The 22697-nt window shown below is 54.7% G+C and carries 15 protein-coding genes; 8 read left to right on the top strand and 7 right to left on the bottom strand.

The features are described from left to right. The 3 genes from AC0QHF_RS14060 to AC0QHF_RS14050 form a co-directional block, all read left to right on the top strand. Positions 1-1858 (top strand): TolC family protein (locus AC0QHF_RS14060; RefSeq protein ID WP_324704850.1); only part of this gene is annotated, 1858 nt, incomplete at its 5' end. 196 nt (positions 1859-2054) lie between these two features. Next, complete coding sequence (locus tag AC0QHF_RS14055; RefSeq protein ID WP_324704849.1) at positions 2055-2357, top strand: 2Fe-2S iron-sulfur cluster-binding protein; 303 nt, start codon at positions 2055-2057, stop codon at positions 2355-2357. A gap of 106 nt (positions 2358-2463) precedes the next feature. Next, a complete protein-coding gene (locus tag AC0QHF_RS14050) occupies positions 2464-3894 on the top strand; it encodes a cobyrinate a,c-diamide synthase (protein WP_324704848.1) in 1431 nt (476 codons plus the stop codon). Between the two features lie 166 nt (positions 3895-4060). Here AC0QHF_RS14050 and ftsH3 read toward each other — a convergent pair whose 3' ends face one another. Then, entirely contained in the window at positions 4061-5899 is a 1839-nt protein-coding gene (gene ftsH3 / locus AC0QHF_RS14045; protein ID WP_324704847.1) for an ATP-dependent zinc metalloprotease FtsH3, read from the bottom strand. Positions 5900-6130: 231 nt separating this feature from the next. Between ftsH3 and AC0QHF_RS14040 the strand changes: the two genes are divergently transcribed. Continuing rightward, positions 6131-7171, top strand: a complete 1041-nt coding sequence (locus AC0QHF_RS14040) for a tetratricopeptide repeat protein (RefSeq protein ID WP_324704846.1) — start codon at positions 6131-6133, stop codon at positions 7169-7171. A gap of 8 nt (positions 7172-7179) precedes the next feature. Continuing rightward, positions 7180-14274, top strand: coding sequence for a glycosyltransferase (locus AC0QHF_RS14035; RefSeq protein ID WP_324704845.1), 7095 nt, complete (start codon positions 7180-7182; stop codon positions 14272-14274). A gap of 11 nt (positions 14275-14285) precedes the next feature. On the opposite strand, the gene AC0QHF_RS14030 is transcribed toward AC0QHF_RS14035, so the two are convergent. The 3 genes from AC0QHF_RS14030 to AC0QHF_RS14020 all read right to left on the bottom strand — a co-directional run bounded on the left by AC0QHF_RS14030 (position 14286) and on the right by AC0QHF_RS14020 (position 18689). Continuing rightward, entirely contained in the window at positions 14286-15560 is a 1275-nt protein-coding gene (locus AC0QHF_RS14030; RefSeq protein ID WP_324704844.1) for a WcaI family glycosyltransferase, read from the bottom strand. 156 nt (positions 15561-15716) lie between these two features. Further along, on the bottom strand, positions 15717-17393 hold the full coding sequence (locus AC0QHF_RS14025; RefSeq protein WP_324704843.1) for an ABC1 kinase family protein: 1677 nt from the start codon (positions 17391-17393) through the stop codon (positions 15717-15719). 153 nt (positions 17394-17546) lie between these two features. Continuing rightward, the gene (locus AC0QHF_RS14020; RefSeq protein WP_324704842.1) at positions 17547-18689 is read right to left on the bottom strand and encodes a DegT/DnrJ/EryC1/StrS family aminotransferase; all 1143 of its coding nucleotides are present in this window, start codon (positions 18687-18689) and stop codon (positions 17547-17549) included. Positions 18690-18740: 51 nt separating this feature from the next. On the opposite strand from AC0QHF_RS14020, the gene AC0QHF_RS14015 reads away from it, so the two are divergent. From AC0QHF_RS14015 to AC0QHF_RS14005, 3 genes are all read left to right on the top strand, one after another. Further along, positions 18741-19517, top strand: a complete 777-nt coding sequence (locus tag AC0QHF_RS14015) for an ABC transporter permease (RefSeq protein WP_324704841.1) — start codon at positions 18741-18743, stop codon at positions 19515-19517. A 230-nt stretch (positions 19518-19747) separates the two neighbouring features. Then, positions 19748-20089 (top strand): antibiotic biosynthesis monooxygenase family protein, encoded by a 342-nt coding sequence (locus AC0QHF_RS14010; protein ID WP_324704840.1) that lies wholly within the window; start codon positions 19748-19750, stop codon positions 20087-20089. Positions 20090-20205: 116 nt separating this feature from the next. After that, positions 20206-20355 carry a hypothetical protein gene (locus tag AC0QHF_RS14005; RefSeq protein WP_324704839.1) on the top strand — a complete coding sequence of 50 codons (150 nt, stop codon included), beginning with the start codon at positions 20206-20208 and terminating at the stop codon, positions 20353-20355. A gap of 183 nt (positions 20356-20538) precedes the next feature. Here AC0QHF_RS14005 and AC0QHF_RS14000 read toward each other — a convergent pair whose 3' ends face one another. Genes AC0QHF_RS14000 through AC0QHF_RS13990 form a run of 3 tightly spaced genes read right to left on the bottom strand, consistent with a single transcriptional unit; the run spans position 20539 to position 22553 of the window. After that, positions 20539-20742 (bottom strand): hypothetical protein, encoded by a 204-nt coding sequence (locus AC0QHF_RS14000; protein ID WP_324704838.1) that lies wholly within the window; start codon positions 20740-20742, stop codon positions 20539-20541. 5 nt (positions 20743-20747) lie between these two features. Next, positions 20748-21626, bottom strand: coding sequence for a prolipoprotein diacylglyceryl transferase (gene lgt, locus AC0QHF_RS13995; RefSeq protein WP_324704837.1), 879 nt, complete (start codon positions 21624-21626; stop codon positions 20748-20750). A 21-nt stretch (positions 21627-21647) separates the two neighbouring features. Beyond that, positions 21648-22553: a tetratricopeptide repeat protein gene (locus AC0QHF_RS13990; RefSeq protein ID WP_324704836.1), complete on the bottom strand. Its 906-nt coding sequence runs from the start codon at positions 22551-22553 to the stop codon at positions 21648-21650. Positions 22554-22697 lie beyond the last annotated feature (144 nt).

The following is a 22697-nucleotide window of genomic DNA, read 5'->3' as shown; positions in this document are numbered from 1 at the left end:
CCCGCCGGCGCCGCCCCGTCCCCAGGCCGACTCCGCCCCGAAGCCGCCGAGTCAAGCGGCGGCCTCACCCGCGCCGTCGGCAGCGATCGAGGAGCCGGCCGGGCCTCACCCAGCCCCGACTCCGCCCCGACTCGATGCCCGACCGGACTGGAGGGGGGCGCTACAAACTGAAGCGATCGCCCGCACCTTTGAGACCGAGGCCGAGCTGTTGGCTCCCGCAGACGAACTCCCCTTTCAAAGAGGATCGGCCCTGAGTCTAGGCACGGGCTATGTGCAAACGGACTTCGGCGGTATCGGACAACCCGAAGCGGCGATCGACAACATTCTGGCGGAACCAGTGCTGTTAGCCCAGGTGGCCCAGCCCGCCCTGCAAGTCCCGGATCTGACCCCGCCGACGGAACCCTATCCCCAACCCTACCCGGACGGAACCTTGCGAACCGATCCGCCGGCGATCCTGTTTCCGAGCAGCAACCCGCTCTACTTTCCCACCCAGCCGGACCAGGTGGAAATTCAAGAAACGGTCCCCATCACACTGGAGCAAGCCCTCGACCTGGCGCGGCGCAACAACGAAGAAATTGCCGTTTTGCAACTCCAAGTTGACCAGAGCCTCGCCAACCTGCGGGTCGCCCAGGCGGAACTGTATCCCAGCCTGTCGTTTACCTCCAGCTTGGTCCGCTCCGAGAGTGCGTCAACGACCATCTCCACCCGGGCGCAGAACCGCCGGATTCGCAACGAGCGTCGCAAAGCCGCAGCGGCCGGCCAAGATATCCAAGATCAAAGCCCATTTGCCATCCCCTTCGGCAGCACCAGCTTCGACAACTCCCTTCAAATCCAATACGACTTCGGGTTGAGCGGGGCGCGGGGGGCGCGAATTCGGGAGGCCGAGGAACAATTGCGGGCGGCAGAATTGGAGCTGGAGCGGGTGGTCGAAGAGACCTATCTGAACGTGACGGACACCTACTACACCCTCCAGGCCGCGGATGCCACGGTGGAAATTCAACGTGCCGCCGTGCGAAACGCCCAAAAAAGTTTGGAGGATGCCGAAGCCCTGGAACGGGCGGGGGTGGGGACCCGATTTGAAGTCCTGCAGGCCCGCGTCACCCTGGCGAGTAGCCAGCAGGATCTGACCAATGCCATCAGCAACCAGAAAACGGCACGGCGAAATTTGTCTGTTCTGGTCAATGTGAGTCAGAACGCCAATTTGGTAGCCGCGGACCCCATCGCCCTGGCGGGGACGTGGGAGTTTACCCTCGACGAGACGATTGTCCTGGCTTACAAAAATCGCCCGGAACTCGAACAGCAACTCATTGCCCGCAACGTCGCCGAGGAGCGGCGGCAGCAGGCCCTCGCCGCCACCCGGCCTAACTTGACGGCGGCGGCCAGCTACAACGTCCTCGGACTGCTTTCCGACGATGCGAGCCCCTTCGCGAACCAGGGTTGGGCGGACGGCTACAGCGTCCAACTTCAGTTGCAGTGGAATTTCTTCGACGGCGGCGCGGCCAAAGCGAGAGCCAGACAGCAAGAGCTCGGTATCGCGATCGCCGAAGAGCAATTTTCCCAGACCCGCAACCAGATCCGCCGCAATATCGAGGAGTCATTTTATGACCTACAGGCCAGTTTTGAAAATATCGGGGTGGCGAATTTGGGTGTCGAGGAAGCTACGGAAGCTCTGCGCCTGGCCCGACTGCGATTCCAGGCTGGGGTGGGAACTCAGACAGACGTGATCAACCAGGAAACTAGCCTCACCCGCGCCCAAAACCAGTTGTTGCAGGCGATCATCGGTTACAACCGCGCCTTGGCCCAACTGCGGCGGGCGGTGAGCAACCTGCCGGGAAGCATCCTACAGGATCGACCCTAAGAAATGGACGGGTGCATCTCAACTCCCTTCACAACCGGACTCATCCGACAGGAAAAGACAAAAAGTCAAAACAGTTTGTTAACATTTTTAACGGAGCCCGCGACGCCTCCGGTTTTTGTCGCTCTGAGTCGTGAGCGTCTGGAGGATGTCCCCAAGTTTTTTTGAAGACCGATGTCGATCCATTTAGGAATTCGTAATGGCTAATATCAATTTTGTCAACGAGAATCGCGAAGTAATTGCCGCAGATGGGGCCAATCTCCGACTCAAAGCCCTGGAAAATCAAGTGGATCTGTATACGCTTAAGGGAAAATTGATGAACTGCGGCGGCTACGGCCAATGCGGCACCTGCATCGTGGAAGTGGTGGAAGGGATGGACAATCTCTCCCCCAAAACCCCGGTCGAGGAACGCATTCTCAAGAAAAAGCCCGACAATTATCGTTTGGCTTGCCAGACCCAAGTCAACGGTCCGGTGAGCGTGAAAACCAAACCGAAGCGATAGTTCGGGCCGTCTTTTTTTGTGGCCGGGACGATCGCGCGGGGAATAATTGATCATTGACAATTGATCATTGATAATTGACGATGATTAGTTGTTGTCCCTGCCATCCATGACTGTCATAATTGCGGGAGAGCGCAGCGGTGTGGGCAAGACGACCCTCACCCTCTGTCTCCTGGCCTATTTGAAATCCCGACAATTTGACGTTCAGTCTTTCAAAGTGGGGCCGGATTACATCGACCCCATGTTTCACGAATATGTCACCGGGAAACCCTGTCGCAACCTCGACCCGATCCTGACTTCGGAGGATTACGTCAGACGCTGTTTTTCCCGCCACCTCCGGCGGGGACAATTGGGGTTAATTGAGGGGGTGATGGGGCTCTTTGACGGCCTTCCCGTTGGCGGGGGAAAGGTCCCGATCGCATCCACGGCCCACGTCGCCGAGTTGTTGGATTTGCCGATCATTTTGGCGATCGACTGTGCCCGCCTCTCCGGTTCCGCCGCGGCCATCGCCCACGGTTTTTCGACCCTTTATCCCCACCTCAAATTTGCGGGAATCGTCCTCAACCGCGTCGGGAGCGATCGCCATCTGGATTTACTCAAAGCGGCGATCGAACCGCTCGATTTGCCGATTTTGGGCGTCGTCCGCCGCCAGGATCATATCAAAATCCCCGATCGCCATCTGGGTTTGGTCCCCGCTGAGGAGCTCCCGGAACTCGACGCACTCCTGGGGCGGCTGGCGGCGTTGGCGGGACGCTGTTTCGATTGGGAACGGTTGTTGCCACTGTTGTCGGCGGAAACGACATCCCCCCGGTCCCCCATTGGCGATCCCCCCCCCGCCCCATCCCCCCCGGCCCCCCTTTGTAAGGGGGGAGATCGGAGGGGAGCTCCATTTTCCGGTATCCGAATTGCGATCGCCCGGGATGCGGCTTTCAGTTTTTACTACGCCGACAATCTGGATAGTTTGCGGGAATTGGGGGCGGAACTGGTGTTTTGGAGTCCCCTCACAGATGCGGTTCCGGCGGACATCGACGGCTTCTATTTCGGGGGCGGATTTCCGGAAGTCTTCGCCGAAGGGTTGAGTCGGAATCGGGAAACGTTGCAAAATGTGCGATCGCTCATTCAATCCGGCATCCCCACCTACGCCGAATGCGGGGGGTTGATGTATTTGTGCGATCGCATTGTCGATTTCCAAGGCAAAAGCTGGCCGATGGCGGGGATTTTACCCGCCGGGGCGATTATGGAAAAACGGCTGACGCTGGGTTATTACCAAGCCGAAGTGTTGCGGGAAACGCCCCTGTTCGCCGCCGGGGAAACCGTCTGCGGCCACCAATTTCACCATTCCCACATTTCGACAACATCGGATACGTCCCCCTATCAGATGTGTCGCTACGGGAGCGATCGCGATCTGGAAACCGAAGGCTGGAACAATTACCCCAACTTGCACGCATCTTACCTTCATTTGCACTGGGGCGATCGCGTGGAGATTCCCCGCCGATTTTTGAACAGTTGTCGCGATCGCAAAAAAAGAGCCACCCGATGAAACGGATGGCCCCATATTGATGAAAATGAAACGGATCGTTATATCAAATCCGGTCAAAGACTCGGACATCGAGAGGGCTGGAGGGAAAGAGGAAAACCCTACACCCTACACCCTACACCCTACACCCGACTCAAAAAGTTTGTCGGGTAAATAACCGGATCTGATATTAGGCGATCGCGGCCATTTTCACGTCGCTGGATGCCAACAAATCTTGCAATTCTTCGGCGTCCACCGTCTCTTTCTCGATCAGCATTTCCGCCAACTTATCCAAGACGGGGCGGTTTTCTTCCAACACCTGGCGAGCGCGGGAATAGGCCGATTCCACCAGAGCCCGAACTTCTTCGTCGATGGCCGCGGCGGTTTCTTCGGAGAAGTCCCGCTCGGACATGATGTCCCGGCCGAGGAAGACGTTGCCCTGCTGGCGGCCGAGGGCGACGGGTCCGAGGCGATCGCTCATCCCGAAGCGGGTGATCATCTGGCGGGCCACCCGAGTCACCTGCTGGAGGTCGTTGGAGGCGCCGGTGGTCACTTCTTCCTCCCCGAAGACGAGTTCTTCGGCCAGACGACCGCCGAGGGCGACCGCCATTTGGTTGTGCAGGTAAGACCGGCTGTAGAGTCCGGAATCCATGCGGTCTTCGCTGGGCATGAACCAGGTCAGTCCGCCGGCGCGGCCCCGGGGGATGATGCTGATTTTCTGCACCGGGTCGTAATCCGGCATCAGGGCACCAACCAAAGCGTGACCGGCTTCGTGGAAGGCGACCAGGGTTTTGCGTTTTTCGCTCATCACCCGATCTTTTTTCTCGGGACCGGCCAGGACGCGATCGATGGCGTCGTTGACTTCATCCATCGAAATTTCGGTCAGGTTGCGGCGGGCGGCGAGGATGGCCGCTTCGTTGAGCAGGTTCGACAAATCGGCGCCGGTGAAACCGGGGGTGCGGCGGGCGATCTTGTCGAGGTCTACATCTTTGGCGAGGGTCTTGCCGCGGGCGTGGACGTTGAGGATTTCGGAGCGTCCGGCGTAGTCGGGGCGATCGACGACCACCTGGCGATCGAAGCGTCCGGGGCGCATCAGGGCGCTGTCGAGGACGTCGGGGCGGTTGGTGGCGGCAATAATAATGATGCCGGTGTTGCCCTCAAAGCCATCCATTTCGGTGAGTAGCTGGTTGAGGGTCTGTTCCCGCTCGTCGTTGCCCCCGCCGAGGCCCGCACCCCGCTGGCGGCCCACGGCGTCGATTTCGTCGATGAACACGATACAGGGGGCGTTGGCTTTGGCCTGCTCGAATAGGTCGCGGACCCGGGAGGCGCCGACGCCGACGAACATTTCCACGAATTCGGAACCGGAGATGCTGAAGAAGGGCACGCCCGCCTCTCCGGCGACGGCTTTGGCCAGCAGGGTTTTACCGGTTCCGGGGGGACCCACCAGCAGCACGCCCTTGGGGATTTTGGCACCGATGGCGGTGAAGCGATCGGCGTTTTTGAGGAAGTCTACGACTTCGCTGAGTTCGAGTTTGGCCTGTTCGATGCCGGCCACATCCCCGAAGGTGACTTGGGTTTGGGGTTCCATCTGCACCCGGGCCTTAGATTTGCCGAAGTTCATGGCTTGGCTGCCCGGGCCGCTTTGGGCGCGGCGCAACAGGAAGAAGAGTCCCACCAGCAGCAAAACCGGGAAGAAAAGGCCGCTCAATGCTTTGAACCAGAATCCCTCGTCGCTCTGGGGCAGGACGGAAATATCGACGTTGTTTTGGGTCAGAATGTTAATCAAATCGGGGTCGTTGGGCAGGTTGACCAACACTTTGGAGCCGTCTTGGGCCGTAACGAGCGCTTTGCTGCGATCGGCACTGATGCTCACTCGCTCGACCCGATCCTGTTGGACTTCCTGGACGAACGTGCTGTATTTCCAGGTTTCCCGAGTTTGGGGCTGTTTATCGAATAATGCCGTTGCCAAAGCAATGACGACAATGGCCAGCAGTGCATATAAGCCCGCATTTCTCCACCGTTTATTCACCGGCGTCTGTCCTCCTATCGATTCTTTGTCGCTACCAGAGGATCTGGTACCTTTATATTATTGTTTACCAATCTTAACGTATTTTTCAGAAAGGCTGGGGGGGTCGGGGGGATGGGGAGCAGGGGGAGCAGGGGGAGCAGGGGGAGCACAGGGGCGGTTGATGATGTATTATTATTTCCTTTGCTGACCGAAGCTTGAGCCTCGACATCCGACCTTAATATATAGTGACTCATGGGGAATCCTGTTCATCGCGATATCGACCGCCCTCCGGCAGATGCGGGGGTTTCGCAACTTAATGCCCGGGCGAAAGCGGATCTGGCGGCGGGAAAGTTGGAATCGGCGATCGCAATTTGTCACGAGGCGATCAAGTCTCAACCGGACTGTGCCGGGGCTTATCGCATTCTCGGTCAAGCGTTACAAGCTGGAAATCAGGCTGAAAAGGCGATCCGGGCTTACGAACAAGTCTTGCAACTGCAACCCGATGCCATTGATGTTTATCTCTGTTTAGAGGCGTTGTATCACCGGCGAGGGTGTCTGAGTGAGGTGAATCGCTGTCGCCGACAAATTCGGGAACTCGAAACCCGCCGTTATTTGCCGGAGGGGGCGACGCAACCCAATTTGAATTATTTGGAGACATCGGGATGGGTACAGTCTCTCAAAGGTCAGGAACCTGTCAACGGGGCATTACAACCGATTCCTTGGTATAATTATCCCGCGATCGAATTTGTCGAAAATCATTTGAAACCGGATTTTCAGGTTTTTGAATACGGAAGTGGATACTCGACCCAATGGTATGCGGCGCGGGTGGCACGGACGATCGCGGTGGAAAGCGATCCGAATTGGTACGGAAAGTTGCGCGATCGGCTGATGGCGAACGCTGCGATTTTCTTGATCGAAGATGAGGAGAAATATGCGGCTAAAATCTGGGATTATCCTGACTGTAGCTTTGATGTTGTCGTCGTGGACGGCATCAACCGCAATCGGTGCGCGATGCACAGCATTTCTAAATTGAAACCGACGGGATTTATCATTTTTGACAATACTGATCGGTACATCTACGATCGGGGCATCGAACATCTGATGAACGGCGGGTTCAAACGGATCGATTTTTTCGGACTCGTCGCGACTCAAACTTATAAAACCTGCACGTCAATTTTCTTTCGAGATGACAGCTTTTTAAAAAATGCCCCGTTGCCCAGCGCCAGAAGCTCCTGTTTGGGAATTTCTTTGGGATATGCTGAAGCTCACAATCGCTGCGATGATTCGATTTAATTATTGTGATGGAAACTCCGGTTATTTTTATTATCTATAATCGTCCTCAAACCACGGCACGAGTATTTGAGGCGATCCGGCAGGTCAAACCGCGTCAATTGTTGGTGATTGCGGACGGCCCCCGGAGCGATCGCCCGTCGGATCGGGAGCGCTGTCAGGCGGCGCGACAAATTGTCGAACAGGCGAACTGGGACTGCGAAATTTTGAGGAATTATTCCGCGGTCAATTTGGGATGCCGGCAACGGATTTCGAGCGGTTTAAATTGGGCATTTGAACGGGTGGAATCGGCGGTCATTTTGGAAGACGACTGCATCCCGGATCTGACGTTTTTTCCCTTTTGCGAGGAACTGTTGAAGCGGTACGATCGCGATCCGAGGGTGATGGCGATCTCCGGAGATAATTTCCAATTCGGGCGACGATACACGGCGGATAGTTATTATTTTTCTCGATACCCCCACTGCTGGGGTTGGGCGACCTGGCGTCGAGCTTGGCAACAGTACGACGACTCCATGAGTTCCTGGCCGCAACTGAGGGACAGTCGGTGGCTGGAAACCCTTTTTTCCGAACCCGAAGCCGTCAAATATTGGTCGAATATTTTTGAAAATAATTATCGGGGTTTTAACTCCTGGGCTTATGTTTGGACATTGACCTGCTGGAGTCGTAATGGTTTAACCATTTTACCCGAGGTCAATTTGGTTTCCAATATCGGTTTTGATCGGGGGGCGACCCACACACCCGAGCCGAGTCAATTTGCCCATATGGAAACGGGAACGATGACATTTCCAATGCGGCATCCGCAGGCGGTTAAAGCCCACCTAAAAGCCGATGAATTTACAGAAAAAATCATGTTTTCTGGACAGCAGAATGCGATGTCTATGATTGGCAAAAATACCACCTGTAAGGTTTGCGGTTCCACCTCCCAATTCTTCGATCGCGCGCAAATTTTAAACAAATATGATGTCGATTATTTTCAGTGTATCAACTGTGGTTTTGTTCAAACGGAAGATCCCGATTGGTTAGCCGAAGCTTATGCAGAACCGATCGCGGATAGTGACGTGGGATTGGTCGCCCGCAATCTGGAATTTTCCCAAATCGCGGAAAACTTAATTGTCAACTTGTTTGATCGTCGCGGCAAATTTCTCGATTATGGTTGCGGTTACGGTTTGTTTGTCCGACTGATGCGAGAATCTGGATTCGATTTTTACGGGTGCGATCGCTATTGTCAAAACCTATTTTATCAAGGGTTTGAAGTCGGGGAAAATTCCGACGATAACTATGATTTAGTCACGGCTTTTGAAGTCTTGGAACACTTGGTCAATCCCCGAGAAGAAATCGAAAAAATTCTCAAATTTTCTCGCAGCCTATTTTTCAGTACCCAACTGCTGCCGGAGAATAATCCTAAACCCAAAGATTGGTGGTACTATGCATTGTCGGAAGGTCAGCATATTTCGATTTATACAAAGAAAGCCTTATCCATCATCGCCGAGCGGTTCGGATTGAATTTGTACACCTATGGAAATTCTCTACATCTGCTGACAGAAAAAGTAATTTCACCCCATTTATTTTATCAATCATGTCAGGTCAAGCACAGCTCACAGTCCGGACGGCGAACCGAAGCCGACTATCTCCGAGAAATTTCCCTTGCCAAAAAAGCTGCTGATCGTCAAAATAAATCCTTCCAAATATTGGTTGACGGCGTTTTCTTTCAATTGAACAATACGGGGATCGCTAGGGTCTGGCGTTCGCTCTTTTCGGCGTGGGTTGCCGATGGTTTTGCCAGCCATATTCTAGTTTTAGATCGGGAGGGAACCACCCCCAAGATTCCCGGAATTCGATATCGAACAATTCCGCGATACAATTCTAACGACACGGAGCGCGATCGGCAAATGTTACAGCGAGTTTGTGATGAACAAAAAGCCGATCTGTTTATTTCAACTTATTATACGACTCCGGTTTCTACCCCGTCGGTATTGATGGCTTACGATATGATTCCGGAAGTCTTCGGACAAAATCTCAACTGTCCGGAATGGCGAGAAAAACATGAGGGAATTCGGCGAGCAGTTTCTTATCTGACAATATCAGAAAATACGGCTCGCGATTTAATTCGATATTTCCCGCAAATTTCGCCTGATTCCGTAACGATCGCTCATTGTGGAGTCGAAAGCCAATTTTCTCCGGCTTCCGATGAAGAGAAGGCTAATTTTAGATGCAAGTACGGTCTGTCAAAATCCTATTTTCTGATCGTTGGTGAACGGGTGGGTTGGAAAAATGCCAAAAACACAATTTTATTTTTTCAAGCGTTTTCGCGTCTGGCTAATAACCGAGATTTAGAAATTGTTTGTGTCGGCGGAAAACCGACGCTGGAAAAGGGATTGGCACAATTTGTTTCTGAACGTAGCGTTAAAATCTTAACATTGAGTGACGCGGAACTCAAAGTGGCATATTCTAGTGCGATCGCCTTGGTTTATCCGTCCAAATATGAAGGATTTGGGATGCCGATCGCAGAGGCAATGGCTTGTGGGTGTCCGGTGATTACTTGTCCCAACAGTTCCCTTTTAGAAGTAGCCGGGGAAGCCGCTATTTATGTCGGCGATCGCGATATTGACCGTCTCGTTCAAGCCTTAATCGATGTTCAAAAATCCGACATTCGACAGAAACTTATTGTCGCAGGTTTAGAGCAATCGCGACAGTTTTCTTGGTCTAAAATGGGAAAAACGGTCGGCAATGCCTTGCTCCAAAAAGCGGCTCAAATAAAATCAAACTCTCGATTATATCCCCGAGTTTCTGCGATTGTTTCGACTTACAACTCCGAGAAATTCCTGCGGGGATGTTTGGAAGACTTGACGAATCAAACCCTGTCTCAAAAGGGGGAATTGGAAATTATCATTATCGACAGCAAGTCGGAGCAGAACGAAAAGCAAATTGTCTCGGAATTTCAGAGCCAATACCCCCAGATTGTTTATCACCAAACCGAAAATCGGGAAACCCTCTACGCGGCTTGGAATCGGGCGATCGCGTTGGCAAAAGGAGATTATATCACTAACGCCAACACCGACGATCGCCACCGAAAAGATGCGTTGGAAGTGATGGCGGATTATTTGGATAAAAATCAGAATGTCGCGATCGTTTACGGCGATCAACTCATCACCCAAAACGCCAACGAAACCTTTGATAACACTCAAGCGAACCGGCGCTGGAATTGGCCGGAATTTAGTTATGAAGAACTGGAGCGTCGCTGCATTTTAGGCCCCCAGCCGATGTGGCGGAAATCCCTTCACGAAAAATATGGCGATTTCCGTTCGGAATTTGAGGTCGCCGGGGATTACGAATTCTGGCTGCGGGTTGGCAAAACAGAAAAAATTGTGAAATTACCGCAGGTTTTTGGGTTATACTACGAACATCCCCAGGGTTTAGAAAAGACATCGCCGACAATGGTTCAGGAAGTGCGCCAGATTTGGCACGAATACGGCATTTCTCAGCGCGGCATTCAGCCGAAAACTTCCGTTCCGGTTCCCGTTTCCCCAAGCGAACTCGATTCTATGCGTGCAGGCACTCCCACAACTCCCCAAATTTCGATTATCATTCCCTGCTACAATCAGGCGAATTATCTCAAGGAAGCCGTCGATAGTCTTTTGGCGCAAACGATCGCCGACTGGGAATGTATCATCGTCAATGATGGCAGTTCCGACGGGACACCCGTTGTGGCTGAATTGCTGATCGAACTGCACCGCGATCGCGCTTTAAAACTCATCAATCAAGACAATAAAGGTGTCGTCGCGGCGCGAAATCTAGGCTTGAGTCAGGCGCGGGGAAATTACCTGTTATTTTTGGATGCGGACGACAAGTTGCACCCCAATTTTCTGGCGGAAACCCTGGAAATTTTGCAACAAAAACCGGATGTCGGGTTCGTCTACACCGATATCGAATATTTCGGAACTCAACAGGGAGTCAAAACCGACGGGGATTTCGATCCGAGTCGGCTGCTGCGGTCCAATCAAGCCAGCATCACGTCCCTATTTCGGCGATCGATTTGCGATCGCATCGGCGGTTTAAAAACGGAGATGGAGGCGGGACTCGAAGACTGGGAATTCTGGGTGGCGGCTTACGAAAGTGGCTGGCGGGGATATCGCCTCCCCAAACCCTATTTGTATTACCGCCAATATGGCGACGGTTCCCGGCTGCAAAACTTACTCGGCGATCGCGAAACCCTCGCCGTCCAAAAAGCCAAAATTATCGCCCTCCACCCCAACTTATATACGCCGGAGGAAGTGGGAGCCGCGGCGCAGATTTTGCAGGAGCGGGGCATCGTCATCCACCCCGTTCGATCCGCTTCCAATATTGTATCAAATCCCGACCAATTTTTGGCGGATGTCACCGATTTGGTGGAGCGCTACAACCGGGGAAGTGGCGATCGCACCGTTTTGGATCGACTGCGACAGTTGCGCCGGGAGTTGGCGGAATTCTGGTGGAATTGCGAACCCGAAAGCCTCGAAAGTGCCCGCGCCGGGGCGCCAGGTAAGGCGCACAAACTGCTGTTAAAAAGTGGCATCAAACAGGAAGTCAAAACCGAGTCAGAAATCCAGTACGGCCGCACCCTGCAAACGGCGATCGCGGATAACTATTCCCACGGGACGGCGATCGCGGCGATGCTGTACTTCTGGCCCCACCAACTTTCCATTCCCTACGAAAAGTTGGCGCTCCCCCAATGGCTGGCGGCGGACTATTTGGATTTTCTCCTCTCCAACCCCGAATTCTTCCAGGAAGTGGGAGAAGCCGATGGCTACCGCCAGTATTTCCTGGGATTGCTGCGATATTTACACCGCTCAATTTTCGCAAACAAAGACTCCCAAAACTGGAAAAATATCGCCTGGTTTGTGACGATCCACTGCCGCGTCATTAGCCTGTATTTTAATACCGAAAACCTCAAAGAAATTTACACCCTGCGGGGGGATATCATCGAGTTCGCGTTGCGGAGTCGGGGCGCTCAAATTGACTGGGAAATCCCTCAGCGATCGGCCGAGCGCCAAAAAATTCGCGTCGGCATTTTGAGCAAGCATTTCGGGCCGATGACCGAGACATTCGCCACCCTCCCCGCCTTTGAATATTTGCATCGGGGACAGTTTGAAGTGGTGCTGTACGCCCTGCAAACCGACGGCAATTCGGTGGAACAATACTGCCGCGATCGCGCCGATAAATTCGTCCAACTCTCCGGTTCCCTGATGGCACAAGTCACCGCCATTCGCGGGGACGAATTAGACGTTTTATTGGTGGGGACAAACGTCACCGCCGTCACCCACGAAATCACCTTGATCGCCTGTCACCGGCTGGCGCGGGTGCAACTCACCTGTTTCAATTCCCCCGTCACCACCGGCTTCAAAAATATCGACTTTTACATCGCCGGGGAATTGATGGAATTGCCGAAAAATGGAAGTGACCACTATCGAGAAAAACTGGTCAAAATTCCGGGGGCGGGTTGCTGTTTCAGCTACACCGTCGAACCGCAAAAAAGCGCCCCGCCTCCCCAACGGCAACAGTTGGGAATTCCCGACGACGCGATCGCATTTGTTTCCGGCGCGAATTTGTACAAACTGACGCCCGAGTTGCGGGAAACTTGGGTGAAAATTTTGGCGGCGGTGCCCCATTCAAATTTGCTGGTGTTGCCCTTCGGCGCCAGTTGGACGCACCAATATCCGGAAGTGGCATTTCGGCAGCAAATGCAAGCCCTCCTCAACCGCCACAATATCGATCCGAAACGGTTGAAAATACTCGGGGCACTTCCCAACCGCGCCCAAGTCAAAGCCGTGTTGCAATTGGGGGATATTTACCTCGACTCTTTCCCCTACGCCGGGACGACTTCCCTCGTCGATCCCCTAGAAGTGGGGTTGCCGGTGGTGGTGTGGGAGGGGAACACCTTGCGATCGCGGATGGGGGCGGCGATGGTGCGATCGCTGCTTCCCAACGAACCCATTCCCGCCAGCGAACCAGCTTACATCGATGCCGCAGTTCAATTGGCGACGGACGTCGGGGGCCGGCAGCGCAAAAGCCAAGAAATCCGCGAACAAATGGCGGCCAATCCAGAATTTCTCGACAGTCGCGCCCACGCCGTCAAAATGGGGGCCGTTTTTGCCCAACTGTTCCAACTCCGCCGGCGACAGGAGGAGGCGACGGCGTTGGAAAAACCCGCCGTCCGCCAACAATTTTTAGCCGAATTGGTGGACTGGGTGAACTTGTACGATCTCGATCCGACGAATCGGGAAGTGGTGGAAAAATTGCGCCACACCCGGCGGGTGATGGCCGAATATTGGCTGAATCAGCCGCCGGAAAAACTCGAAACTCTCTATCAACAACCCATCGGCAAAGGTTATCAAATTCTCCTCAATCGTGGCATTCAGAAAGAACCCCTCACCGACTCCGAACAGGTGTTGGTGAACCAACTCGCCAAAGTGGCGACGGGGTTGGCCAAACCCAATTCTATCAACAGCCTGATGGTGGTGATGCTGTACTCTCAGCCCGGTAAAATGTTCGTGCGGGATGCCCTCAAGCGCCTGCCGGGGTGGCTGTACCCGGATTATCAGCGAATTTTTGAGAATTCCGAAGCGATCGCCCAAATTCAACGAGCCGTCACCGCCCAACAGCAGCCGACACCCGGAAAAGCCGAGGAACTTCCACCGGAGGCGATGCCACTCGAAAATTCCCAATTGATCAATCGGGCGCGTGGCTGTGCGAAATTGTTTCAAATCGATCCGACAGATGCCGACATCGCGGCGGAACTGCGACAACTGCGGTGGCAAATCGCCCACTTTTGGCTGAATTTGCCCGAAGAAATATTGGAGACGACCTACGATCGCGACATGGGAGACGCCTTCCGAGCGCTGCTTCACAGTCGCCTTCAAAACGAACGACTCACCCAACAAGAATGGGACTTTCTGCAAACCTTGGCGACTTATTTGCGACAGGGTTTAGATGCACCCCGTTCCATCCATTACCTGATGGCGGCGATGTTATATTACCGTCCCGAACAGGTTCAGATCCAAAACCCCTCCCGGCTTCCCAACCGACTGCGACGGGATTACGAGTCCTGGCAAAATTCGCAGAAAAACTAAACTCAATTGCGTCAAACTTTGTTGGTACTCTGAGGGGCTAAAACCGGATTTCCCCGTTCGCTAATTTCCGAAAACAGGGCTTCGTACCGATCTAAAATGACCTCGAACTTGTAGTTTTCTAGGGCATACTTTCGTCCCTGGTCGGCGATCGCATCCATTTTTTCCGGATGGTGATACAAGTCCAAAATAGCTCCGGCGAGGGCCTCGGGAGTTTCCGGCGGGACGACGATCCCGCCCCCGCTCATGCCGACGGCTGTTTCCGCCGTCCCCTGCGGGGGAACCGAGGCGATAATGGGGCGCCCACTCGAGAGCAACCCGGGAATTTTGGAGGGCATATTAAAGGCGGTGACGCTGCGTTTTTGCATCACCAAACTGATGTCAGCCGCGGCTAACATTTCCGGCAGTTCTTCCCGGGGGATGAACGGCAGGAACAGGACGTTATTGACCCCGCAAGCCGAGCCATGTTTTCGCAGGCGATTCAAGGCATTTTCTTCTCCGACGATAACTATCTTAATTTCGGGGACGTGTTGCAGGTGAACCGCCGCCTCGACCGCCGTTTCCAAGCCTTGGGTGCGGGCGATATTGCCGGAATAGAGGACGACAAATTGATCTTCGAGTCCGTGTTTTTTCCGAAAGGAATTATTTTCCCGGGGCTGCGGCCGGATGAAGTTCGTGTCCACCCAATTGGGAATGTGAACGATTTTTTCCCGGGGGACCCCCTGTGCGACCAATTTTTCGATGAACTTGTCGGCGATCACGGTGATGCGGGTGGAAATGGAGTAGGAAAACTTTTCCAACCCGTCGGCAATGCGGGCGATCGCACTCCCTTTATCAATCAAATCCGTGCCCACGGCCGCCTCGGAGACGATATCCTGCACGTTCGTCACCACCGGGACGCCATTCACCCCGGCGTACAACGCCACCGGAAAACAGGCCAGCAGGGGGGGCAAGCTGGAAAAAATCGCGTCCGGCTTCCACCCCTTGAACAACTGCACCAGACTGGTGACGACAAAGCTGGCGTCGAGGAGCAACCGGTCTTTAAACCCGGGATTCGGACCGTTCGCCCACAGAAAGCTCCGCTGCACCGTCACCCCGTTGATCGTTTCCGTGTGGTAGAGTTTGCCCCGGTAGGCGGGATAAATCAATCGCTCCGGGTAGTTGGGCATCCCCGTCACCACTCGCACCTCGTGGCCCCGGCGGACGAAACCTTCGGCCAATTCCGTCATCAAAGGCGCGATACCGATTGGCTCTGGATAATAGTTGTAGGAGTAAATCAGAATACGCATAAAGTTCAAAATCCTTGTTCAACCCCGAGCGATGCCCGTTTTTCCGTTCCAGTCGTCCGAGAACTCATGGAACTGGAAAGTCTCCGACATCATAACAAAAGACCCAAAATTTGGGTCTTTGCTAAAGTTCAGTCTTCCAGAAATTTGAGAAGCTCTTTACTCGGTTCTGAGGGCGGCGACTTGGGCGGTGGAAAACTCCGTCAGCGCCCCCAAAGCCGCGTCAAACAGGCGACTCGGCTTCAGATCCTGTTGTATCAACCCCCACAGCCGTTGCACTTCTTCGGTGTGCAGGCGATCGTCTTCCGTCAGCGCCAGGACGATCTGGCGGCGGAGGAAATTTCCCTCTTCTGAAAGCAGGTATTGCAACCCCAGTTGTGCCGTCGGGAGGATGTCGAAATTGCCGTCCGCCTGGGCGATCGCGATCATGTTTTCCAACCGCTGCCACTGGAAACGCCCGTCTTTGAAGAGCACTTCGATCAGCCGCCGCCGCAGGGCCGGGGTCTCTCCCTTCAACAGGCGGCGGGCGACGTAGGGATAGGCGACCTCGACAATTTTGAAGTCCGGATTCAAACTCAGGGCGATCCCCTCCTGCGTCACCAGCGATCGGATGATCAGGGCGAATTTCGCCGGGACTCGGAATGGGTAATCGTACATCAATTCCGAGAAACTGTCCGTGATGGTTTTGAAGTTGAAATCCCGGACGCTCTCGCCGATGATATCCCCCATCACCGTCTCCAGGGCGGGAATGATGGGGCGGATGTCCGTGTCCGGCGTCAGAAAGCCCAACCTCACGAAGTCGCCGGCCAACTCGGTGTAATCTTTGTTGATCAGGTGGACCACCGAATCGACCAGGGTTTCTTTGGTCTGCTGGTTCAACTGGTCCATCATCCCGAAGTCGATAAACGCCATCCGGCCGTCCGCCATGGCGAATAAGTTGCCGGGGTGGGGGTCGGCGTGGAAAAACCCGAATTCGAGCAGTTGCCTCAACCCGCTGGTGACGCCGACGAGAATCAGCGAATCCATATCCAAACCCGCCGCTTCGATGCTGTCGATATCGGTGAGTTTGAACCCGTCGATCCACTCCAGGACGAGGACGCGGGTGGAGGTGTATTTCCAGTAAATCGACGGGACTTTGATGGTCGGGTCGCCGTCGAAATAGGTGGCGAACCGTTCGGCGTTGCGTCCCTCGTTGATATAGTCGATTTCTTCAAATAATTTGACGCCGAATTCATCCACGATCAGGGTGAGATCGTGACCTAAATTGAGGGGGAGAATCGGCGCGAACCAGCGGGCGCCCAACCGCATCAAATACAGGTCGAGGGTCAACATGGGCAGCAAATTGGGCCGCTGGACTTTGACCGCCACTTCTTCGCCGGTATTGAGTCGGGCTTTGTAGACCTGCCCCAAGCTGGCGGCGGCGACGGGTTGGGGGGAAATCTGGCTGAAAACCGCATCGAGATCGCGATCGAGTTCTTTTTCCAGAATCGCCATCGCGATTCGGGTGTCGAAGGGGGGAAGCTGATCCTGCAGTTTCGTCAGTTCCTCCAAAAAGTCTTTCCGAATCAGGTCGGGGCGGGTCGAGAGGGCCTGTCCGACTTTGATGTAGGTGGGGCCGAGGCGGGTCAGAACGTGCCGCAGTTGGGAGGCCCGTTTGGGAGTTTCCGTTACCCCCCGATGTCGCCACTGATCCCAGATTAAGCCGATGATGAACCCGGAGAAGAACCAGATGACCGTGATGACTCGCCAGAGTGCCTGCCAGGGGCGACGGCGGTAATGGTCGGCAATGGTTTCGGGATCGTAAACTCGTCTGGAGGTTGATTGGTGGGGATTCACTCCTTGTCTGTCCTCTTAAACGGTGAGTTTGTTATGGGTGAATGGCGCGGGAAAGTGCGATCGCGGGGGGGAACGCCCGATCCCTGCCGTCGGTTCGTTATGTTTTTTATCATTTTGTTAAGTATAGTATACAAAACTACACGACGATTTGTCTCACCCGATCGCCACAGATTCGAGACAATCCTTGAGACTGTAGACGACGCGATCCTGCTGTTCTTCGGAAAGTTCGGGAAACATGGGCAAAGATAAGACTTGGTTGCCGATTTGTTCGGAGATGGGAAGTTGCCCCTTTCGATAACCCAAGTCCCGGTGCACCCCTTGCAGGTGCAGGGGAAGGGGATAATAAACCATCGTACTCACCCCCCGTTTTTGCAGGTCTGCCCGCAGGCGATCGCGCCGGGACTCCCCCCTCGCGCCCCCCTCGACCCGGATCGTGTACTGGTTCCAAACGCTGCGGCCCCCCGCACAGTCCCGGGGGGGAATCACGCCGGGGACGGCTTCCAACATTTGGCCGTAACGGTTTGCGATCGCCCGCCTCCGGTCGTTCCAGCCATCGAGATCGTCGAGTTTGACGTTCAAAATCGCCGCCTGCACCGCATCCAACCGGCTGTTGATTCCCAACACCTCCGAGTTGTAGCGTCCGGCCTGGCCGTGATTTTTCAACACCCGGATTTTCTCCGCCAAAGCCCGGTCGGAAGTCGTCACGGCGCCGCCGTCCCCGCAGGCGCCCAAATTTTTGGTCGGGAAGAAACTGAAACAGCCGAAATCTCCGAAACTGCCCACTTTTTTGCCCTCCCACGTCGCCCCGGTCGCCTGGGCACAATCTTCGATGACAATTAAATTGTGTTTTCGCGCGATCGCCATCAGCCCGGTCATATCCACGGGCCGGCCGAACAGGTGGACCGGCACGATCGCCCGGGTGTCGGGGGTGACGGCCGCTTCCACTCGATCGAGATCCAAATTGAACGTCTCGGGGTCGATATCCACGAACACCGGAGTCGCCCCCACCGCCGTTATCACTTCCGAGGTGGCGATAAATGAAAAAGAAGTCGTGATCACGCGATCGCCCGGGCCGATGTCCAAGGCCCGCAGCGCCAGAAATAACGCATCGGTCCCGGAGTTGCAACTCACCGCTTCCGGGACCCCGATATACTCGGCGAACCGTTCCTCAAAACGGTCTACGGCAGATCCGCCGATGTAGCGTCCCGAAGCCAGGATGTCCAGCACGGCGGCATTGACGCGATCGCGGATGGTTTCGTACTGTCGGGTTAAATCGAGGGGGGGAATTGAATTCACGCTGCTCACACCACTTAAAATTAAATTGATAATTCGTCGCCGAACAGAATTTTGGTTCCTTTAGATTTTACAGACTTGCTGCTGGTACTCGGACTGGCCGTCGCGACGATGGCGCTGTCGGCTTACTGGCGGTTGGGGATCGTCCGACAGTTGGCCGGGTCGGGACTGCGGGCGATCGCGCAGTTGGCCGTCGTCGGCTACGTCTTCGCCGTGGTCTTCGACCCCGCCGGCATCCACCCCTTGCTGACGATCGCCGTCATTTTGGCCATGATTTCCCTGGTGGCGGTGGTCGTCCGCAACCGCATCGGCCGCACAATTCCCCGGCTGTTCTTGTGGGTGTGGGGGTCCGTGCTCGTCGGCACCGGGGCGATTTCGCTGTATCTGGTCGCCATCGTCATCCAACCCGATCCCATCTATTCCCCCCAATATTGGGTCCCCGTGGCCGCCGCCATTTTGGCCGGCAGTCTCAACGCGGCGATGGTGGCCGGGGAACAGTTGGTCAAAACCCTCAACGCCTGCCAAATCGAAATCGAAACCCACCTCAGTTTGGGGGCGACTCCCGAACAGGCGATCGCTTCCTACCGCCGGGATGCCGTCCGGGCCGGGTTAACCCCCACCCTCAACGCGATGGCGATCGCCGGGGCCGTGACCCTGCCGGGAATTCTCACCGGCCAGCTATTGGCCGGAATTGAACCCTTGGATGCCGTTTCTTATCAAATACTGATTCTATTCGCCGTAGTTTTGGCCGATTTGCTGACAACTTGGCTGTTGACCGGCGGCATTTGTCGGCAATTTTTTAACGCCGATCTTCAGCTTCGGCACTTTTGAAAAAAATTATCCGCCACTCCGATTGCATTCTGTCCTCAAATGGGATAGGGTGATTTAAAGGAATTAAGTGGTAAGCATTTATTCCTAGCATCCGCGCCAGAGATTGTCCCCCAGCGTCTGCGATTCGAGCCCCAGGTAGATCGGATCGGCAATAGAGGGAAGCAACAATAAATGGGGATGAGTCTCTTCCGGGCAATCCAATCATCTAAACGCATGACGGGTGGTCAGTTATGTCTGAATTTTTTGATTTTCTTCGGCACAAATATGCCTACATCGCGATCGGCGAATTCAAACCGGGCAAATTTGAAGAAGCCCGGGAACTGTTTCAACAGGCCGTCTCGACCTACACCACCGGTTTCAAGGGATCTTATCTATTGCAAGAACCGGGCACCGATCGCGGGATCGCGATCATTTTCTGGGAAAATATCGAGGACATGGAAGCCAACCAAGATGAGTCTTACCAGGCTATTTTGGACAAAATGACTCCGCTTTTCGCCAAAGCACCCATGACTTCATTTTACGAAGTCCGCAGCGAAATCCGTCCGGCTTCCGAACCCAAAATTCAGGTTTAATATCGATCCCCCCCAGCCCCCATCCCCCCCACCCCCCCCTTTGTCAGGGGGGGTTGGTGCGATCGCTTCTTTTCTGCCAACCTTTCGATCTCATCATCGATCACCGGACTCGTTCGATGGGTCTGGGTGTATTAATTGTTTTCAAAAGTGCGATCGCGCTTGCTAGTGGACTGTTTCTGCTCAAACTGTGCATTAAAACGGAAATGGTGGGTGACGGCGCGGATGAAAAGTTGTGGGTTTTTCCGAAAAATTACTGCCGCGCCTAACCCACCCGACTAGACCGTTTTGGTTCATTTGCGGCTTTAGTATACTCCACAAACAGTGACGAGCAAAAACTATCAGGCGATCGCATCACAGGGACGACAAAAAACGGGCGATCGCCCAAAACGGACATCACCAAACAGGCGATCGCGTCAAAGGGATCACAAAAAACCGGCGATCGCTCCCAACTAGCTGCTCGAAAGTTTGGGGGAGTTGGTGAGCACTCGCAGGGGAGCAATCACACCATTCCACAAGTTTACCCCGGCCCGGGCCGGTTCCAGATGGCAGACGCCGAAAATTTTCAATTCATTCCGGATCGCACCCCCGAGAGACAGGAATACAGAAAGTGTAGATGCACCCTGATGGATGCCCCGGAAGTGATTTCGGGGCATTTTTTTTATGGCGTTTTCGAGTCGGCGCGATCGCCGCTTTGCCGTTCGGAGGCGGACACCACGTCGGGGAGCGATCGCTTAAACAAATACAGCCAACTGAGTCCGGCTACACCTAAAATAATACCGCCCAGACTCACCAATTGGGCGATGCGGACCGGCCCCAACATCAAACTGTCGGTTCTCAATCCCTCGATCCAAATACGCCCCCCACTGTAAGCGGCCAAATAAACTAAGAAAATCGTCCCCAATTTGAGTTTCGGCTTCCCCTTCAGTCCCCGAAAAAACAGGGTCATTAACAATCCGAAAACCAGCAAATTCCACAGGGATTCATAAAGAAAAGTGGGGTGAAAATATTCGTACTCTATCAGTCCCGGCGGGCGATTTTGCGGGGGGATGTAAAGTTTCCAGGGCAGATCCGTGGGAGCGCCGAAGGCTTCGGAATTGAAAAAGTTTCCCCACCGGCCGATCGCCTGCCCCAAAATCAGCGACGGCGCGACCAGATCGGCCAGTTGCCAAAAGGAAATTTTGTTAATTTTGGCAAAAATCAAAGCCGCAATGATACCGCCGATAATCGCCCCGTGGATGGCGATTCCCCCCTTCCAAATCGCGATCGCACTCGCCGGATTGTCGGCGTAATTTTCCCACTGAAACGCGACGTAATACAGCCTCGCACAGGGAATCGCACCGACCACCAGCCAGATCGCCAAATCGCCGAGCAATTCGGGATCGACATTTCGCCGTTTGGCGAGATATTGAGACAGCGTCACCCCGATCAAAACCGCAGAAGCAATTAATAAACCGTACCAACGGATCGCGATCGGGCCGAGTTCGATTAAAATCGGGCCGGGGGATGTAAATTGAAACGCCAGGTGTGGAATTAGCATCAATAATAATAACGCGACAATTTACTCCTGAGTGGGTTCAGTCCCTTCGGTTTCCATCCCCTCAGTTCCCGCCTCCCCTTCCGGGGACTCCCCGTAGGTATCGGGCACCGGCGTCATTCCGGCCTGCATCTGAATTTGATCCTTGAACCCGGCCGGCGCCAGATCCGTGGCCTTAGCGAACAGGGGTTCGGCCTCTTCCGTGTTGCCCTGCTGTTTGAGGATCATCGCCTTAGCCAAAACCGGGCGGAAGTCCTCGCTGCTATTTTTGATCGCCTCGTCGTAGATCGCGATCGCCTCCTCGTAGCGTTCCTGTTGGGCGTACACCTGACCCAAAATCAACTGGATCGAGGTTTCGTCGATACTTCCGGGCTGGGCTTGGTTGGCCTGGGGCGCCGCCTGCAGCGTATCCTCCAACAATCCGATCGCCGCCTCGGGCCGGTTCTGGGACAGCAGCAGGTTGGTCAACCCCTGCAAGGCCTGGATCTGTCCGGGTTGCCGTTCCAAAATTTTCCGGTAACTTTGGGCCGCGCCCTCCGGGTCGCCGCTGTACTCCTGGGACTGGGCCAACAAAATCCCGTACTCCGCCTCGTCCGGGTTCAATTCGGAGAGTGTCCGCAGCGGTTCCACCACATCCTTCACTTCCCCCCGTCCCTGGCGGATCAATTCAAATTTGGCCTGGAGAAATCCCCGCAACGCCGTCTCATTCTCCGGTTCCCGCTGCAAAACCATTTCGTAACCCCTCGCCTGATCTTCCAACTGGCTGAGTTGGGCGGTGTCGGCGGTGGGGGTGGGGGTGATACTGGGTTCGGACTCTGACGCAGTGGGATTGAATAACCCCGCCAGCAGCGGTCCCATCGAAAATCCCACGAGAGCGATCACGCATAAGACCAGAACCACACCGATCGCGGCACGACGTTTGTCTACCATAGTTTCAAATTCCTGCAATCTCCGAGGCACGTTCCGGGGCGATGACCCGTACAAAGCCACTGGTGCCTATTAGGGGTCGAGAGAGAAGTCACCTTCTCCCCCTCCCATTCTCCAAGCGTGCATGAGACTTTCACCTCACACGGC

The sequence above is a fragment of the Lyngbya sp. CCY1209 genome (assembly GCF_055795065.1).
The sequence above is the reverse complement of the archived record's forward strand: the minus strand, read 5'-3'. Positions and strand labels throughout refer to the sequence as shown.

Bases quoted from the DNA above. Each gene is read 5' to 3' on its own strand.
- AC0QHF_RS14040 (WP_324704846.1), top strand. From the start codon at position 6,131: ATGGGGAATCCTGTTCATCGCGATATCGACCGCCCTCCGGCAGATGCG.
- AC0QHF_RS14035 (WP_324704845.1), top strand. From the start codon at position 7,180: ATGGAAACTCCGGTTATTTTTATTATCTATAATCGTCCTCAAACCACG.
- lgt (WP_324704837.1), bottom strand. From the start codon at position 21,626: ATGCTAATTCCACACCTGGCGTTTCAATTTACATCCCCCGGCCCGATT.
- AC0QHF_RS13990 (WP_324704836.1), bottom strand. From the start codon at position 22,553: ATGGTAGACAAACGTCGTGCCGCGATCGGTGTGGTTCTGGTCTTATGC.
- AC0QHF_RS14050 (WP_324704848.1), top strand. From the start codon at position 2,464: ATGACTGTCATAATTGCGGGAGAGCGCAGCGGTGTGGGCAAGACGACC.
- AC0QHF_RS14005 (WP_324704839.1), top strand. From the start codon at position 20,206: ATGGGTCTGGGTGTATTAATTGTTTTCAAAAGTGCGATCGCGCTTGCT.
- AC0QHF_RS14030 (WP_324704844.1), bottom strand. From the start codon at position 15,560: ATGCGTATTCTGATTTACTCCTACAACTATTATCCAGAGCCAATCGGT.
- AC0QHF_RS14010 (WP_324704840.1), top strand. From the start codon at position 19,748: ATGTCTGAATTTTTTGATTTTCTTCGGCACAAATATGCCTACATCGCG.
- AC0QHF_RS14055 (WP_324704849.1), top strand. From the start codon at position 2,055: ATGGCTAATATCAATTTTGTCAACGAGAATCGCGAAGTAATTGCCGCA.
- AC0QHF_RS14000 (WP_324704838.1), bottom strand. From the start codon at position 20,742: ATGCCCCGAAATCACTTCCGGGGCATCCATCAGGGTGCATCTACACTT.